Raw genomic sequence first — 14,886 nt, 5'->3', positions numbered from 1 at the left:
AAAATCCCAGCAACAAAAATGCTGCCAAAAACACCCACAACCAACCCCGAAAGGCCAGCCACGAGCAATAACTTGGCACTGGCTTATCAAGCACCCTGTTGAGTTCTCAAAGAACAACCACACACCATCAGAACACCCACACCACGCAGGCACCCATCCGGGGCTTCATGTCCCACACCCACCGCTCTCGCGCCGGGCACTTTTACTACGTTACCCGGTGGTTTCGGCCGTGTCAAACCGCTCCGTGGCGCTTTGTCGTGCTTCACACCATTTCCGGGAACCACACCATGAACGACTACCCGTCGCCCACGTCATGGTTTCGGCAGACCGGCCGCTGCGGTCTCCCGCAACGCGCCCGGCTCCCTGCCGATCGAGAACCTTACCCGGTCGGCTCCGCCTCGCCAAATCCGCCTTCCGGTGGATTCAGGGCACCGCCCGAACCGGCTCGCACCAGGTACAACCCGGACGACCCGGAGGTCATTCCCAGCGCTCCGACCGCTCAGGGCTTTTGCCCTGTTCGTCCGTTCCGCGCTGGCAGAGAGAAAGTTACGCGTCCGGCCGGTCGAACGTCAAATCCGCCGGACGCGTTCCCGGTCACACCGTCGACGTACCGCTATCTCCGCAGCTCGACGCCGGCGAACGAGCGCTTGCCCCGGCGCAGAACCAGGTACCTGCCGTGGAGCAGATCGGCTGCCGACACCACGGCGTCGACCTCGGTGACCCGCGTGTTGTTGACGTACGCGCCGCCCTCGGTGATGACCCGCCGGGCCTCCTTCATGCTCGGCACGAGGCCGGACTCCTTCAGCAGGCCGGCCACATCGGGCAGCTCGTCCAGGTGCACCAGGCCCGCCTCGGCGAGCGCGGCGCGCAGCGTCACCGGGGACAGCTCCGTCAGGGAGCCTCGGCCGAACAAGGCCTGGCTGGCCGCGACCACCTGGGCCATCTCCCGCTCGCCGTGCACCAGCGTGGTCAGCTCCTCGGCGAGAGCGCGCTGGGCGGCGCGGGCGGCCGGCCGTTCCGCGGTCTCCTTCTCCAGCCCTTCCAACTCTTCTCGCGAGCGGAAGCTGAAGTAGCGCAGGTAACGGCTGACGTCCCGGTCGTCGACGTTGACCCAGAACTGGTAGAAGGCGTACGGGCTGGTCATCTCGGGGTCGAGCCAGATGGCGCCGCCCTCGGTCTTGCCGAACTTCGAGCCGTCCGACTTGGTCACCAGTGGGGTGGTGAACGCCTGCACCGGGCCGAGGCCACGCCGACGGACGTAGTCGACGCCGGCGGTGATGTTGCCCCACTGGTCCGAGCCGCCGAACTGGAGCTGGCAGCCGTACCGGCGGTGCAGCTCGAAGAAGTCGTTGGCCTGCAGGAGCTGGTAGCTGAACTCGGTGAAGCTGATCCCGCTCTCCAACCGGGCCCGGACCACCTCCCGGGCCAGCATCCGGTTGACCGGGAAGTGCTTTCCCACGTCGCGGAGGAACTCGACCACCGACATCTCGCCGGTCCAGTCCAGGTTGTTGACCAGGAGGGCCGCGTTGTCACCGGTGTACGAGACGAAGGGCTCGAGCTGGTCGCGGATGCGCTGGACCCAGCCGGAGACCACCTCCGGGGGGTTGAGGGTGCGCTCCGCGCTCTCCTTCGGATCACCGATCTGGCCCGTCGCGCCGCCGACCAGCAGCAGCGGACGGTGCCCGGCGAGCTGGAGGCGGCGGGCCGTGGTGACCTGCATGAGGTGACCGGCGTGCAGGCTCGGCGCGGTCGGGTCGAAGCCCACGTAGAAGGCGGCCCCCGGGCCGTCGAGCAGCCCGGACAGCTCCTCGGGGTCGGTGGAGTCCTGGATCAGGCCGCGCCACCGCAGGTCGTCGGTGAGAGAGCCCCGCCCGGTCGGCGGGAGGTTGCTGTCGGTCACGGTCACCGATTCTCCCCCATGACGCCGGTTCCGCCCTACCGGGTTCGGCCGCGGCTACGCTGACGGCGCCAAGATCGAGGAGGTTCGCCGTGGACATGTCGGAGATGTCTGGTGGGTTCTTCGCCCTGCTCGGGCTGGAACTGGGCGAGGTCAGCGGTGACCGGGTGACGATCCGCTGGCGGGTCCGCCCGGAGCTGCACCAGCCGTACGGCATCCAGCACGGCGGGGTCTACTGCGCGGTGGTGGAGACGGCGGCCAGCCTGGGCGGGGGCTTCTGGCTGGGCGAGCGCGGCCGGGTGGTCGGGGTGGCCAACCAGACCGACTTCCTGCGGCCGGTGCGCGAGGGTGAGCTGACCGCGGTCGGGACCCCGGTGCACCGGGGACGCAGCCAGCAACTGTGGCAGGTGGAGATCACCGACGCCGAGCGCCGGTTGGTCGCCCGCGGTCAGGTGCGCCTGCAGAACCTCTATCCCGAGGTCGACTGACGCCGGCAGATGGAGATTCATTCGGAAATTGCGGGCATTCCGAATGATCGAATGACCCGGCACAGTGTTGGAATTCCGTCAGTGCACTGGCGTGTCGAATGACGCTGTCGATAGCGTGCCGGACGGACCTGCCGGAGTGGCGGGCCGATTCATCCTGTCCGGCCAGCGAAACGGGTGTCCGTGAACCGATTTCACGTCGCCAGTGCGGACCCGATCGGCGTCGCCGTCATCGGCGCCGGCTACTGGGGCCCAAACCTCGTTCGCAATTTTCAAACGTCTGTCGAATTCCGGCAACATTGGCTCTGTGACCTCGACATCGAGCGGGCCGAACAGGTGCTCGGTGATCATTCGACGGTCCGAGTCACCGACGATCTGGCCGAGGTCCTCGCCGACGAGGCCGTGCAGGCGGTGGCCGTCGCGACTCCCGCCGCCACCCACCTGGACGTGGCGATGGCGGCGCTGCGGGCCGGCAAGCACGTGCTCGTGGAGAAGCCGCTGGCGGCCAGTTCCGAGCAGGGGCGGGAACTGGTGGCCGAGGCGGAGCGTCGGGGTCTGTCGCTGATGTGCGACCACACCTACTGCTACACCCCCGCGGTGTTGCGCATCCGCGACCTGCTGCACGGCGGGGAGCTGGGTGATCTGCAGTACCTGGACTCCGTACGGATCAATCTGGGGTTGGTGCAACGCGACATCGACGTGATGTGGGACCTCGCCCCGCACGACCTGTCGATTCTCGATTTCGTTCTTCCGCCCGGGGTGGCGCCGGTCGCCGTGGCCGCGCACGGCGCGGACCGCATCGGAACGGGCCGGGCCTGCCTCGCCTATCTCACGGTGCGATTGAACACCGGGGCGCTCGCGCACCTGCACGTCAATTGGCTGTCTCCGGTGAAGGTGCGAAAAATGATCATTGGCGGCTCCAAACGCACCCTGCTCTGGGACGATCTCAACCCCGGTCAGCGGCTCTCCATCTTCGATCGCGGGGTCGACCTGGCCTCGACGGAGGAACTCGGCGACGAGCAGCGCCGGGAGGTGCTGGTGTCGTACCGCTCCGGGGACATGGTCGCTCCGGCGCTGACGGAGCGGGAGGCGCTGCGGACCATGGTCGAGGAGTACGCCCGATCCATCCGCACCGGCACTCCGGCGCTCACCGACGGCCGCTCGGGTCTGCGCGTGCTCGCCACCCTGGAGGCGGCGTCCCGCAGCCTCGCCGACGACGGACGGCTGGTCGAGATCGGCGAATGGGCGACGAGGTGACCCGGCGAGCAAGGAAACCGGACGTGGTGCCGCCCAGGGGCGGCACGGATTGGAGTGGATCGCTGTCATGAGCGCGGTGCAGATCGCCGGGGCGCGTGCCCTGGTAACCGGTGGGGCGGGCACGATCGGCTCCCACGTCGTGGACGAGTTGGTCGCCGGTGGGGCGACCGAGATCGTGGTGCTCGACAACCTCGTCCGAGGCCGGCGGGAGAACCTCGCCCGGGCCCTGCCGCACGCCGGCGTGCGGCTGGTCGAAGGCGACATCCGGGACGTCGCGCTCGTGCACGAGCTGACCCGGGGCAAGGACCTGGTCTTCCACCTCGCCGCCATCCGCATCACCCAGTGCGCCGAGGAGCCCCGGCTGGCCAACGAGGTGCTGGTCGACGGGACGTTCAACGTGCTGGAGGCGGCGGGCGCCGCCGGCGTACGCAAGGTGGTGCTCTCCTCGTCGGCCTCGGTGTACGGGCTCGCCGACGAGTTCCCGACCACCGAGCGGCACCACCCGTACCACAACGACACCTTCTACGGCGCGGCGAAGGCGTTCAACGAGGCCGTGGCGCGCAGCTTCCACCGCATGTCCGGGCTGGACTACGTCGCCCTGCGCTACTTCAACGTGTACGGCCCACGGATGGACATCCACGGGCTCTACACCGAGGTGTTGATCCGGTGGATGGAGCGGATCGAGTCCGGCCGGCCGCCGCTGATCCTCGGCGACGGCCTGCAGACCATGGATTTCGTCCACGTCGCCGACATCGCCCGGGCCAACATCCTGGCCGCCCGGGCCGAGGTGACCGACGAGGTGTTCAACGTCGCCAGCGGCACCGAGACCAGCCTGCGGGAGCTGGCGCAGGCGCTCAGCGAGGTGATGAAGTCCGACCGGGCGCCGGAGTTCGGGCCGCCCCGCGCGGTCAACGGCGTCACCCGTCGGCTGGCCGACACCAGCGCCGCCGCCGAGAAGCTGGGCTTCCGCGCCGAGATCGGCCTGCACGAGGGCCTTTCGGGCCTGGTCGACTGGTGGCGGGCAGCGCAGTGAGTGGGCGCCGCATCCCGGTCATGATTCCGCAGCTTGGCGAGGCGGAGGCGCAGGCCGCCGCCGATGCGGTCCGCTCGGGCTGGGTCGCCCAGGGCCCCCGGGTGGCCCGCTTCGAGCAGGAGTTCGCCGCCCTGGTCGGCGCCGACCACGGGGTCGCCGTCAGCTCCTGCACCACCGCGCTGCACCTGGCGCTGGTCGTGCAGGGCATCGGCCCGGGCGACGAGGTGATCATCCCCTCGTTCTCCTTCATCGCCACGGCCAACGCGGTGCGGTACGTCGGAGCGACGCCGGTCTTCGCCGACGTCGACCTCGGCACGGGCAACCTGACGGTCGCGACGGTCGATGCGGTGCGTACGGCCCGGACCCGGGCGATCATCGCCGTGCACCAGGGCGGTGTGCCGTTCGACGTGGTCGCGTTGCGGGCCGCCGCCGCCGAGTGGGAGGTGGCGCTGGTCGAGGACGCGGCCTGCGCCGCCGGCTCGACGGCGTACGGCCAGCCGGTCGGCACCGGCGCCACCATCGCGGCCTGGTCCTTTCATCCCCGCAAGCTGCTCACCACCGGTGAGGGCGGGATGGTCACCACGGACGACCCGGCGTGGGCCACCCGGCTGCGTCGGCTGCGCGAGCACGGGATGAACGTGTCCGCCGCAGATCGGCACGCCAGCGCCCAGCCGGTGCTGGAGCAGTACCTGGAGACCGCCTTCAACTACCGGATGACCGACATCCAGGCAGCGGTCGGGCTGGTCCAGCTCGGCCGTCTCGCGGAACTGGTGGCCCACCGGCGGGCGCTCGCGGCGCGCTACCACGAACTACTCGCCGGCATCAGGGGGCTGGTGCCGGTCCGTGACCCGGAGTACGGCACGACCAACTTCCAGTCGTTCTGGGTGTTGATCGAGCCGACGTACGGGGTGGGTCGCGACGAGGTGCTCGCGGAGTTGGCCGCGCAGGGCGTGTCGGCCCGGCGCGGCATCATGGCCGCCCACCTGGAACCGGCATACGCGGATGTCGCCCACGCACCGCTGCCGGTGACCGAGCGGCTGACCCGGGACTCGCTGATCCTGCCGCTGCACCACGCGCTGACCGAGGACGACCAGGATCACGTCGTGGCCGTGCTCGGCAAGCTGGCCGCCTGATGCGCGACCTGGTCATCGTGGGTGCGGGTGGCTTCGCGCGGGAGACCGCGGCTGCGGTCCGGGCGGTCAACGACGCCCGGTCGAGGTGGCGCCTGCTCGGCTTCCTCGACGACGATGCGGCCCTGCACGGCACCGAACGGATCGGGCTGCCCGTCCTCGGCGGGATCGACCGGCTCGCGGAGCTCGGCGAGACCGAGGTCGTCGTCTGTGTCGGCAACCCGCGCAACTACCTGGCCCGCCAGCAGATCGTGCGGCGGCTCGCCCTGCCGGCCGACCGGTACGCCACGGTGGTCCATCCGAGCGCCCACCTCGGCACGGCCTGCTCGGTCGGACCCGGCACGGTGCTGCTCGCCGGCGCGGTGCTCACCGCGGAGGCGACCGTCGGCGCGCATGTGGCGGTCATGCCGCACGTCGTGCTCACCCACGACGGCCGGGTGTCCGACCACGTCACCCTCGCCTCCGGCGTACGCCTCGGTGGTGGTGCCGCGGTGCACCTCGGCGCGTACGTCGGCGCGGGTGCGCTGATCCGTGAGGGCGTGACCATCGGCGAATGGTCACAGGTCGGCATGGGCTCCGTGGTGCTGCGGGACGTCCCACCGGGCGAGGTGTGGGTGGGGAACCCGGCCCGCCGGCTGCGGGCCGCCGAGTTGCCCACAGCAGCCGGGCCGGTGCCGCAGGTCGACGGAGCACACCCGGAGTCGGCGGGCGTGCCGACGCCGGACCAACGATGGACCAGGCCAACGGCCGTGGGGAGCTGATCATGCCGAGAATTCCGCTCGTCGATCTCGCCGCCGCGCACGCGGAGGTCGCCGAGGAGGTGGAGGCCGGCTTCAAGCGGGTCATCGCCGACACCGCCTTCGTCGGCGGGGCGGAGGTCGCCGCCTTCGAACGGGAGTACGCGGCGTTCAGCGGTGTGCCGCACTGCGTCGGCGTGGCCAACGGCACCGACGCGGTCGAGTTGGCGCTGCGCGCCGTCGGGGTCGGCCCCGGCGCGGAGGTGATCCTGCCCGCGAACACCTTCATCGCCACCGCCGAGGCGGTCGCCCGCACCGGCGCCCGGCCGGTGCTGGTCGACTGCGCGGCGGAGTCGTACCTCATCGACGTCGACGCGGCGCTCGCCGCGATCACCCCGGCGACGCGGGCGATCGTCCCGGTGCATCTCTACGGGCAGCTCGCGCCGGTGGAGCGCCTGCGCGCCGGCCTGGCCGGGCGCGACATCGCCGTCGTCGAAGACGCCGCGCAGGCTCAGGGGGCCACCCGGTACGGACGCGGGGCGGGCACCGACGGAATCGCGGCGACGAGCTTCTACCCGGGCAAGAACCTGGGTGCCTACGGCGACGCCGGAGCGGTGGTGACCGCCGACGCCGGCCTTGCCACGGCCGTACGCACACTGGGCAACCACGGTGGTCTGCAGAGGTACGTGCACGACGTCGTCGGCGTGAACAGCCGGCTGGACGGCTTACAAGCCGCGGTGCTGCGGGCCAAGCTCGCCCGGCTGGCCGCCTGGAACGGGATGCGTCGGGCCGCCGCGGCCCGCTACCACGCGCTGCTGGAGTCGGTGGACGTGCTCCGCCCCGCCGTGCTGCCCGGCAACGAGCACGTCTGGCACATCTACTGCGTCCGGGTCTGCGGCGATGGCGGTCCGACCCGCCGGGACGAGGTGTTGGCCCGGCTCAACGCGGCGGGCGTCGCCGCGGCGGTCCACTATCCCGTGCCGGTGCACCGCACGCCGGCCTTCGCCGGCCTCGGCGGCGCCTTCCCGAACGCGGAGCAGGCCGCGGCGGAGTTGCTCTCCCTGCCGATCTATCCGCAGATCACCAGCGATCAGCAGGAACAGGTGGTCGCCGCGCTGCGGGCCGCGCTCGCCGACTGAGCCGACGGCGGCGGGCGGGTCGGCGACGGGAGTTGGAGATGTCGTGTACGTGACGCTGCGGGACCGCCCGGCGGGCTCCCGGAGGGCCGGTGGCCCCCTGCCACGCGTCTCCGCGACCGTCGTGCTGCTCGGCACGGTCAGCCTGCTCACCGACGTGTCGTCGGAGATGGTGGCGTCGGTCCTGCCGTTGTACCTGACCGCGATGGTCGGTCTCGCCCCGATCGCGTACGGCGTCCTCGACGGGCTCTACCAGGGTGTCAGCGCGATGGTACGGATCGCCGGGGGTTACCTCGGCGACCGCGGTCAGCACCCCAAGTGGATCGCCGTCACCGGGTACGCCGCGTCCGCGCTGAGCCGGCTGGCGATGCTGCCCGCAGCGGGTTTCGCGGCCATCACCGCGGTGGTCACCGCCGACCGGCTCGGTAAGGGCCTGCGTACCGCACCCCGGGACGCCCTGATCGCGGCGGCGTCACCGCCCGAGGCGCTCGGCCGGGCCTTCGGCGTCCATCGGGCGCTGGACACCGCCGGGGCGGCCCTCGGTCCGCTCGTCGCTTTCGCCCTGCTCCTGCTCGTTCCCGGTGGTTACGACTCCATCTTCGTGGTCTCCTTCGCCTTCGCCGTCGCCGGGCTGGCGGTGCTGGTGCTCTACGTTCCGGGCCTGCCCACCGCGGCCCGCGCCGACCGCCCCGGCCCGCGACAGGTCCTCACGGAGATCGGCGGACGTCGACTGCGTCGCCCACTGCTGGCCGCCGCGCTGCTCGGGGTGTTGACCATCGGCGACGGCTTTCTCTATCTGGCCCTGCACAGCCGCGACGACCTGGCCGCCCGCTACTTCCCGCTGCTCTACGTGGGGACGAACATCGCCTACCTGGCGTTGGCGGTGCCCCTGGGTCGGCTGGCCGACCGGGTGGGCCGCGGTCGGGTGCTGGTCGCCGGGCACCTGGCGCTGCTCGGCGGCTACCTGATCGCGGCGCTACCCGGCGGAAGCCTCGGCCTCACCCTCACCGTCCTGCTGCTGCTCGGCTGCTTCTACGCCGCCACCGACGGCGTGCTCGCGGCGTTGGTCAGCCAGCTGGTGACGGCCGGAGCGCGGGGCAGCGGTATCGCCGCCGCCCAGACCACGGTGGCCCTGGCCCGCTTCGCCGCGTCAGTCCTGTTCGGACTCGTCTGGACCATCCAGGGGCCGCAGCGGGCGTTGCTGCTCTTCGCCGCCCTGCTGGCCGTGGCGGTGCCGGTCGCCGGGTGGCTGCTGCGCGGCGTCGACCGGCCCGCTCCGACAGCCGGCGACGCTCACCTTCACCAGGCTCCGGCATGAGTCGGCTGGGGCCGCGGGCCCGGCTGGCGGTGCTGACGGTGGTCCTGCTGACCACCGTCGCCGGCGCGTCCGGCTACGTCTGGCGCAGCCGGACACACCAGCCGAGGACGAAGGTGGCCGGTGGCGCACCGCCCCGCGCCGACCTGGCCACGGTGCGTGCCGTGCCGCATGTGGTGTTCCGCAACACCGAGGTGAGCGCCGACTACGGGCGGGTGGCGTTGGTTCCGCTGGCGGAGCCGGCCGCCCCACGGGCAATCACCGCCGAGTCCTGTGACCGGGTGTACGCGACCCGCGACGTGGGAATCTGTGTGGCGGCCGACCGGGGATTGTCCACCACCTCCCGGGTCCGCCTGCTCGGTCCGGATTGGACACCGCGACGTGACCTGCCGGTCGTCGGGCTGCCCAGCCGGGCCCGGCTGTCCCGCGACGGTTCGCTGGTCGCCACCACGACCTTCGTGCACGGCGACTCCTACGCCAGTCCGGGACAGTTCTCCACCCGTACGGTGGTGGCCCGGGTCGACGGCGACGTCATCGGCGACATCGAGCGGTTCGACCTCGTCGTCGGCGGCACGGTGGTCACCGCCGTGGACAAGAACCTGTGGGGCGTCACGTTCGCCGACGCCGACCGGTTCTTCGCCACCGCCGCGGCCGGCGCGAAAACCTGGCTGGTCGAGGGCAGTCTCACCGCGCGCCGGGTCACCGCGCTACGTCAGGACGCGGAATGCCCGTCGCTGTCGCCGGACGGGACCCGGCTCGCCTTCAAACGGCGCGGCGACCTGCCGCCGGGGCGCTGGCGGTTGGCGGTCTACGAGCTGGCGAGCGGAACGGAGACGCTGCTCGCCGAGACCCGCAGTGTCGACGACCAGGTGGAGTGGCTGGACGACACGACCATCATCTACGGCCTGCCCCGAGGCCGACCCGGCACGGCGACCAGCGACATCTGGTTGGTGCCGGCGGACGGGCGGGGAAGTCCCGCCCTGCTGATTCCCGACGCCTGGTCACCGGCGGTGGTCCGGTGAGCGTCATCCGACCGTCGGGCACCGCCCGACCGACCCCGAGGACCCGCATGCCGCGACTCGCGATCATCACCCCCAGCTATGCACCCGACTTCGAACTCTGCGTGGACCTGCACCGCTCGATCCAGGCCCACTGTGTGGGGCCGGTGCAGCAGCACGTCATCGTGCCGAGGCGGGATCGGGCCCGGTTCGGCCAACTGGCCGGGGCGCTGCTGCACGACGTCACCGAGTTCCTGCCGCGTTCGATGCGGAAACTGCCCGCGGTGAACGGCTGGGTGAACCTGCGCCGGCCGTTTCCGCCGCTGCGGGGCTGGATCACCCAGCAGATCGTCAAGCTCGCCGCGGCCGCCCGCTCGGACGCCGACGTGGTGCTGCTGGTCGACTCGGACATCGAGTTCGTCCGGCCGTTCGGGGCCGACCATTTCATCCGCGACGGCACCGTCCGCTTCTACCGCAAGCCACGGGAGATCGACACACGGCTGCCGCGCCACCTGCTGTGGCACCAGGTGGCCCGGAACCTGCTCGGACTGCCGCCGGCGACGCCGCCGTTGAACGACTACGTCTGCTGGCCGGCGCCGTGGGATCCGCGAATCGTCCGGGCGCTACTGCGGCGGGTGGAGTCGGTGACCGGTCGACCCTGGGCCACCGCGATCGGGGCACAGCTGCACTTCTCCGAGGAGATCCTCTACGGGGTCTTCGTGGACGAGGTGCTCGGTGCGCCCGCCACCTCGTACGCCACCGACGACATGCTGTGTCTCGGCTACTCGGCGGAGGTGCCACTCGACGAACGGGGCCTCACCGAACGGATCGAGCGGATCTCACCGGACGACATCGCGGTGATGATCTCCGCGAAGTCGGGGACCCCGCTGCCGCTGCGCCGGGCCGTACTGGCCGCCCATTTTCCGGCGGGTGAGCGTCGTGCCGTCGACTGAGTCCCGCCGTCTCGGCGACCGGGGCGACCTGCTCGTCTACTTCGCCACCACGCAGTACGACGGTCCGGCCGGCACCGACCGGCACCTGGCCGACCAGCTCAGCCGATACGCACCGGTCCTCTTCGTCGACCCACCGGTGTCCGTGCTGACCCTGCGCAACCACCCCGATTTGCGCCGGCTCGCCGACGAACCGAAGCTGCGGGTACTGCATCCCCGGCTGGCTCGGCTCATCCCGTGGGTGGTGCCCGGGGTCACCCGTCCCGGGTTGCACCGGCTGGTCGCGCCGATGATGCGCCGGGCGACCCGGGCCGCCGTAGCCCGGCTGACGGCACCGGCGGGGCGCGGCACGGACGCCCGGCTCGCCGCGGTGGTGTCGACCCGGATCGACGACCTGTGGTCCGCCGCACCGGCCCGCCGTACGCTCTTCTACGCCACCGACGACGTCACCGCCGGCACCGACCTGCTCGGCATGCCACGCGAGCGGATGCTGCGGCACGAGGCACGGACCCTGCGGACCGCCGGTGTCGTGGCCGCCGTCTCGCCGCCGCTGGTTCGTCGGTACACCGACGCGGGATATCCGGCGCACCTGGTGCCCACCGGCTGCGACCCGGCCGCGTACGCTGACGTCGACACCACGCCCCCGGCGGCGGAGGTGCGGCTGCCCGGGCCGATCGTCGGCTTCGTCGGCCACATCAACTCCCGGATCGACCTGGCGCTGCTGGAGGCGGTGGCCGCCGCCGGGCATTCGCTGCTGCTGGTCGGGCCGCGGTCCCCCGGCTACCAGCCGCAACGGTTCAGCGCCCTGCTCCGGCGGCACAACGTGCAGTGGGTGGGCGCGAAGCCGTTCGCCGCGCTGCCGGGTTACCTGCGGCTGATCGACGTGGGCCTGACACCGTACGCGCAGAGCGCCTTCAACCAGGCCAGTTTTCCCCTGAAGACCCTGGAGTACCTGGCCGCCGGACGGGCGGTGGTCGCCACCCCGCTGCCGGCCACCGAATGGCTCGGCACGGATCTGATCCGCGTCGCGGCCGACCCGGCACAGTTCGCGACGCAGGTCGGCCTGGCCCTGGTCGAGCCGCGCCCGATGGCCCTCGTGGCCCGGCGACGTGAGTTCGCCGAACGACACAGCTGGGCGATCCGGGCCCGCCGGATCGCCGACCTGGTCGCGCTGCCCGGCGCGACGCGCGACGCATCGGAGGCGCCGACATGACGAGCCTGAACATCCTGGTCTATCCGCACGCCATGGAGATCGGGGGCAGCCAACTCAACGCCATCGAACTGGCCGCCGCCGTCCGCGACCTGGGCCACCGGGTGACGGTGCTGGGCGAGGAAGGACCGCTGCTGGACCGGGTACGGGGACTGGGTCTGAAGCACCTGCCGTTGCCGCAGCGCCGACGCCGCCCCTCTCCCGCCGTGGTGGCCCAGCTGCGGACCCTGATCCGCGCTCGCCGCCTCGACATCGTGCACGGCTACGAGTGGCCGCCCGGCCTGGAGTCCTACGCCGCGGGTGCGGGCGGACGCGCCGCGGCGGTCTGCACCGTCATGTCGATGGCGGTGGCGCCGTTCCTGCCCGGCTGGCTGCCGCTGGTGGTCGGGACCCGCGCGCTGCAACGGCACGTCGCGGACCGCCGTCCCGGCGCGGTGCACCTGATCGAACCGCCGGTGGACGTGGTCGAGAACGCGCCGGGGCATCCGACGGAGGAGTTCCGCGTCCGGTACGGCCTGGACGGCTCACCCGGGCAGCCTCGACCGCTGCTGCTCGCCGTGGTGTGCCGGCTGGTGCCGGAACTGAAGCTGGAGGGCGTACTGACCGCCGTGGAGGTGGTGGGTCGGCTGGCCCGTGAGCATCCCGTACGACTGGTCGTGGTGGGTGACGGCCCGGCCCGAGACGTTGTCGAGGAGCGGGCGCGGCAGGCGAACGCCCGGGCCGGACTGCGGGCCGTGGTCCTCACCGGTGAGTTGCATGATCCGCGTCCGGCGTACGCCGCCGCCGACGTGATGCTCGGCATGGGCGGTTCCGCGCTGCGGGCTCTGGCCTTCGGTCGGCCCCTGGTGGTGCAGGGTGAGCGGGGTTTCTGGCAGTTGTTGACTCCGCAGAGCTGCGCGACCTTTCTGGAACAGGGCTGGTACGGCATCGGCGACGGCACCGGCGGGGCCGACCGGCTGACCGGTTTCCTGCGCCGGCTGATCGGCGACCCGCAACTGCGTGCGTCGCTCGGGCGGTACGGCCGGGACCTGGCCGTCGACCGGTTCAGCCTGCACCGGGCGGCGCGGACCCAGGAAGGGATCTACCGCTCGGCGCTGGCCGCGCGGTACGGTGCGCCGGGGTCGCTGGTGCGCGCCGCGGACGGTCTGCGCTGCGCCGGTGGGCTGGCCGCGTACAAGCTGCGCCGGCGGTACGCGCGGCTGTGCGGCACCGTGCCCCGCGACGACTTCAACGCGGCCGTTCTCGCCCAGGCGGCGGTGCCGGCCGGGGCGCAGCCGGCCTGCTCACTCGATTCCCTCGACGGTACGCAGTGCGCGCAGTGCGGTGCGTAGCCGGTAGACCAGTGCGCCGATCGCGACCGCGCTGGCGGTTCCGGCCAGCCCCAGGGCCAGCAGGTCGATCGGGACGGTGCGGGTCGCCGTCCAGGCGGCGAACGCCACCGCCGTGGTGCCGGCGATCGGCAGCAGCAGGCGCGCCACGAACGCGCCCGCCGCCACGCCGACCCGGCTCAGCTCGTACAGGTAGACCGGAAGCACGACGAGCAGGGCCACCGCGAACTGGGCGGCCCCGGCGCCCGGTGCACCGCCGAGCCGGGCGCCGTAGTAGACCGTCGGCACCAGCGCCGCCAACCAGAGCAGTTGGATGACGAAGACCGCCCGGGTGTTGGCGAGCACCACGAAGTAGTCGTAGACGAGTTCGAAGAGGATCCGGAGCATGGCCAGCAGGCCGAGCCACGGCAGCACGGCGGCGGCCGGCTGCCAGGCGGAACCGTAGACGAAACGGATCAGCGGGTCGGCCGCGGCGGCCAGTAGCACGCAGACCGGCATGGTCACCGAGGCGAGCAGCCCGGCCGTGGAGAGGAAGGTGGTCCGCATCGCCGCGGGATCGTGCTGCAACCGGGCCAGGGCGGCGGGCGCCACCGCGCGGACCGGCTGCGAGAATATCGACAGCGGCCAGTTGGACAGGTTGACCGCCAGGACGTAGACGCCGAGGGGTACCGGCCCCAGCACAGCACCGACGATCACCTTGTCGATGTTGCCGACGGCGAAGACCACGATGGCCGAACCCGCCAGCGGCACGCCGAAACGCAGCAACGCGGCGGCCTTGGCCCGGTCGAACCCGAGGCGCACGGCCTGGGGAGCGAAGGCGATGAAGAGCACGGCGCCGGCGAGCACACCGGCGACGTGCCCGATGGCCAGGCTCATCGCGCCGAGGCCGGCGATCGCGCAGCCGATGGAGGTCAGTGCGCTCACCCAGGTGGCCACCTGGTCCGCGATCATCTTGCGGTCCTGGCGGAACTCCCGTTGCAGCATCGCGACCGGCGTGGCCACCAGACCCGAGACGATCACCGCCACGGTGATCACGCGCAGCACCGGGACCGCCGCCGGGTCGCCCATCGCCGCCGCGAAGGCCGGCGCGCCCAGGAAACAGCCGAGATAGATCACCATGCTGGACAGCACCGAGATGGTCGCGACGGTCGGGGCGATCTCATCGGGTGGCCCGGGCCAGCGGACGATGGCCAGGCTCACCCCCAGTTCGTTGAAGCTCAATAGGGCGAGCAGGGCCACCATCGCCACGGCGTACGTGCCGAACTCGTCGGGCCCGAGGATCCGGGCCAGGGCGACACCGATGCCGAGGGTGCTCACCCGGCCCAGCACGGTGCTGGCGAAGCTCCAGCTCAAGGCCCGGCCGGCGGTCTTCAGCAGGGTCTTCTGGCTGTGCTCGGTAGCCGTCATGGA

At 71.7% G+C, this 14,886-nt stretch carries 13 protein-coding genes; 11 read left to right on the top strand and 2 right to left on the bottom strand.

Annotated features, from left to right (window positions below; translation table 11 throughout):
• Nucleotides 1–613: 613 nt before the first annotated feature.
• Complete coding sequence (tyrS, locus tag IEY61_RS14460; protein WP_189044441.1) at nt 614–1,900, bottom strand: tyrosine--tRNA ligase; 1,287 nt, start codon at nt 1,898–1,900, stop codon at nt 614–616.
• 95 nt (nt 1,901–1,995) lie between these two features.
• Between tyrS and IEY61_RS14455 the strand changes: the two genes are divergently transcribed.
• The 11 genes from IEY61_RS14455 (at nt 1,996) to IEY61_RS14405 (ending at nt 13,479) form a co-directional block, all read left to right on the top strand.
• Nucleotides 1,996–2,385: a PaaI family thioesterase gene (locus IEY61_RS14455; protein ID WP_189044439.1), complete on the top strand. Its 390-nt coding sequence runs from the start codon at nt 1,996–1,998 to the stop codon at nt 2,383–2,385.
• 180 nt (nt 2,386–2,565) lie between these two features.
• Nucleotides 2,566–3,639 (top strand): Gfo/Idh/MocA family protein, encoded by a 1,074-nt coding sequence (locus IEY61_RS14450; RefSeq protein WP_189044392.1) that lies wholly within the window; start codon nt 2,566–2,568, stop codon nt 3,637–3,639.
• A gap of 67 nt (nt 3,640–3,706) precedes the next feature.
• Nucleotides 3,707–4,672 (top strand): NAD-dependent epimerase/dehydratase family protein, encoded by a 966-nt coding sequence (locus tag IEY61_RS14445; protein ID WP_189044391.1) that lies wholly within the window; start codon nt 3,707–3,709, stop codon nt 4,670–4,672.
• Between the two features lie 20 nt (nt 4,673–4,692).
• On the top strand, nt 4,693–5,805 hold the full coding sequence (locus tag IEY61_RS14440; RefSeq protein WP_189044390.1) for a DegT/DnrJ/EryC1/StrS family aminotransferase: 1,113 nt from the start codon (nt 4,693–4,695) through the stop codon (nt 5,803–5,805).
• Nucleotides 5,805–6,563 carry an acetyltransferase gene (locus tag IEY61_RS14435; protein WP_189044389.1) on the top strand — a complete coding sequence of 253 codons (759 nt, stop codon included), beginning with the start codon at nt 5,805–5,807 and terminating at the stop codon, nt 6,561–6,563. The genes IEY61_RS14440 and IEY61_RS14435 overlap by 1 nt, the downstream gene beginning before the upstream one ends.
• Nucleotides 6,564–6,565: 2 nt before the next feature.
• Entirely contained in the window at nt 6,566–7,678 is a 1,113-nt protein-coding gene (locus IEY61_RS14430; protein ID WP_189044387.1) for a DegT/DnrJ/EryC1/StrS family aminotransferase, read from the top strand.
• A gap of 43 nt (nt 7,679–7,721) precedes the next feature.
• Nucleotides 7,722–8,993 (top strand): MFS transporter, encoded by a 1,272-nt coding sequence (locus IEY61_RS14425; protein ID WP_229705899.1) that lies wholly within the window; start codon nt 7,722–7,724, stop codon nt 8,991–8,993.
• On the top strand, nt 8,990–10,012 hold the full coding sequence (locus IEY61_RS14420) for a TolB family protein (protein ID WP_189044385.1): 1,023 nt from the start codon (nt 8,990–8,992) through the stop codon (nt 10,010–10,012). The genes IEY61_RS14425 and IEY61_RS14420 overlap by 4 nt, the downstream gene beginning before the upstream one ends.
• 47 nt (nt 10,013–10,059) lie before the next feature.
• Nucleotides 10,060–10,941: a DUF6492 family protein gene (locus IEY61_RS14415; protein ID WP_229705898.1), complete on the top strand. Its 882-nt coding sequence runs from the start codon at nt 10,060–10,062 to the stop codon at nt 10,939–10,941.
• Nucleotides 10,928–12,151: a glycosyltransferase gene (locus IEY61_RS14410; protein WP_189044383.1), complete on the top strand. Its 1,224-nt coding sequence runs from the start codon at nt 10,928–10,930 to the stop codon at nt 12,149–12,151. The genes IEY61_RS14415 and IEY61_RS14410 overlap by 14 nt, the downstream gene beginning before the upstream one ends.
• The gene (locus tag IEY61_RS14405) at nt 12,148–13,479 is read left to right on the top strand and encodes a glycosyltransferase family 4 protein (protein WP_229705897.1); all 1,332 of its coding nucleotides are present in this window, start codon (nt 12,148–12,150) and stop codon (nt 13,477–13,479) included. Before IEY61_RS14410 ends, IEY61_RS14405 begins: the two co-directional genes overlap by 4 nt.
• Here the strand turns inward: IEY61_RS14405 and IEY61_RS14400 are convergent.
• A complete protein-coding gene (locus IEY61_RS14400) occupies nt 13,432–14,883 on the bottom strand; it encodes a lipopolysaccharide biosynthesis protein (protein WP_189044382.1) in 1,452 nt (483 codons plus the stop codon). The genes IEY61_RS14405 and IEY61_RS14400 overlap by 48 nt on opposite strands.
• Between the last annotated feature and the right edge of the window lie 3 nt (nt 14,884–14,886).

The organism is Micromonospora sonchi, assembly GCF_014646235.1.
Lineage (GTDB): Bacteria > Actinomycetota > Actinomycetes > Mycobacteriales > Micromonosporaceae > Micromonospora > Micromonospora sonchi.
Note: the sequence above shows the minus strand (reverse complement) of the source record. Positions and strands in the feature narration are given on the sequence as shown.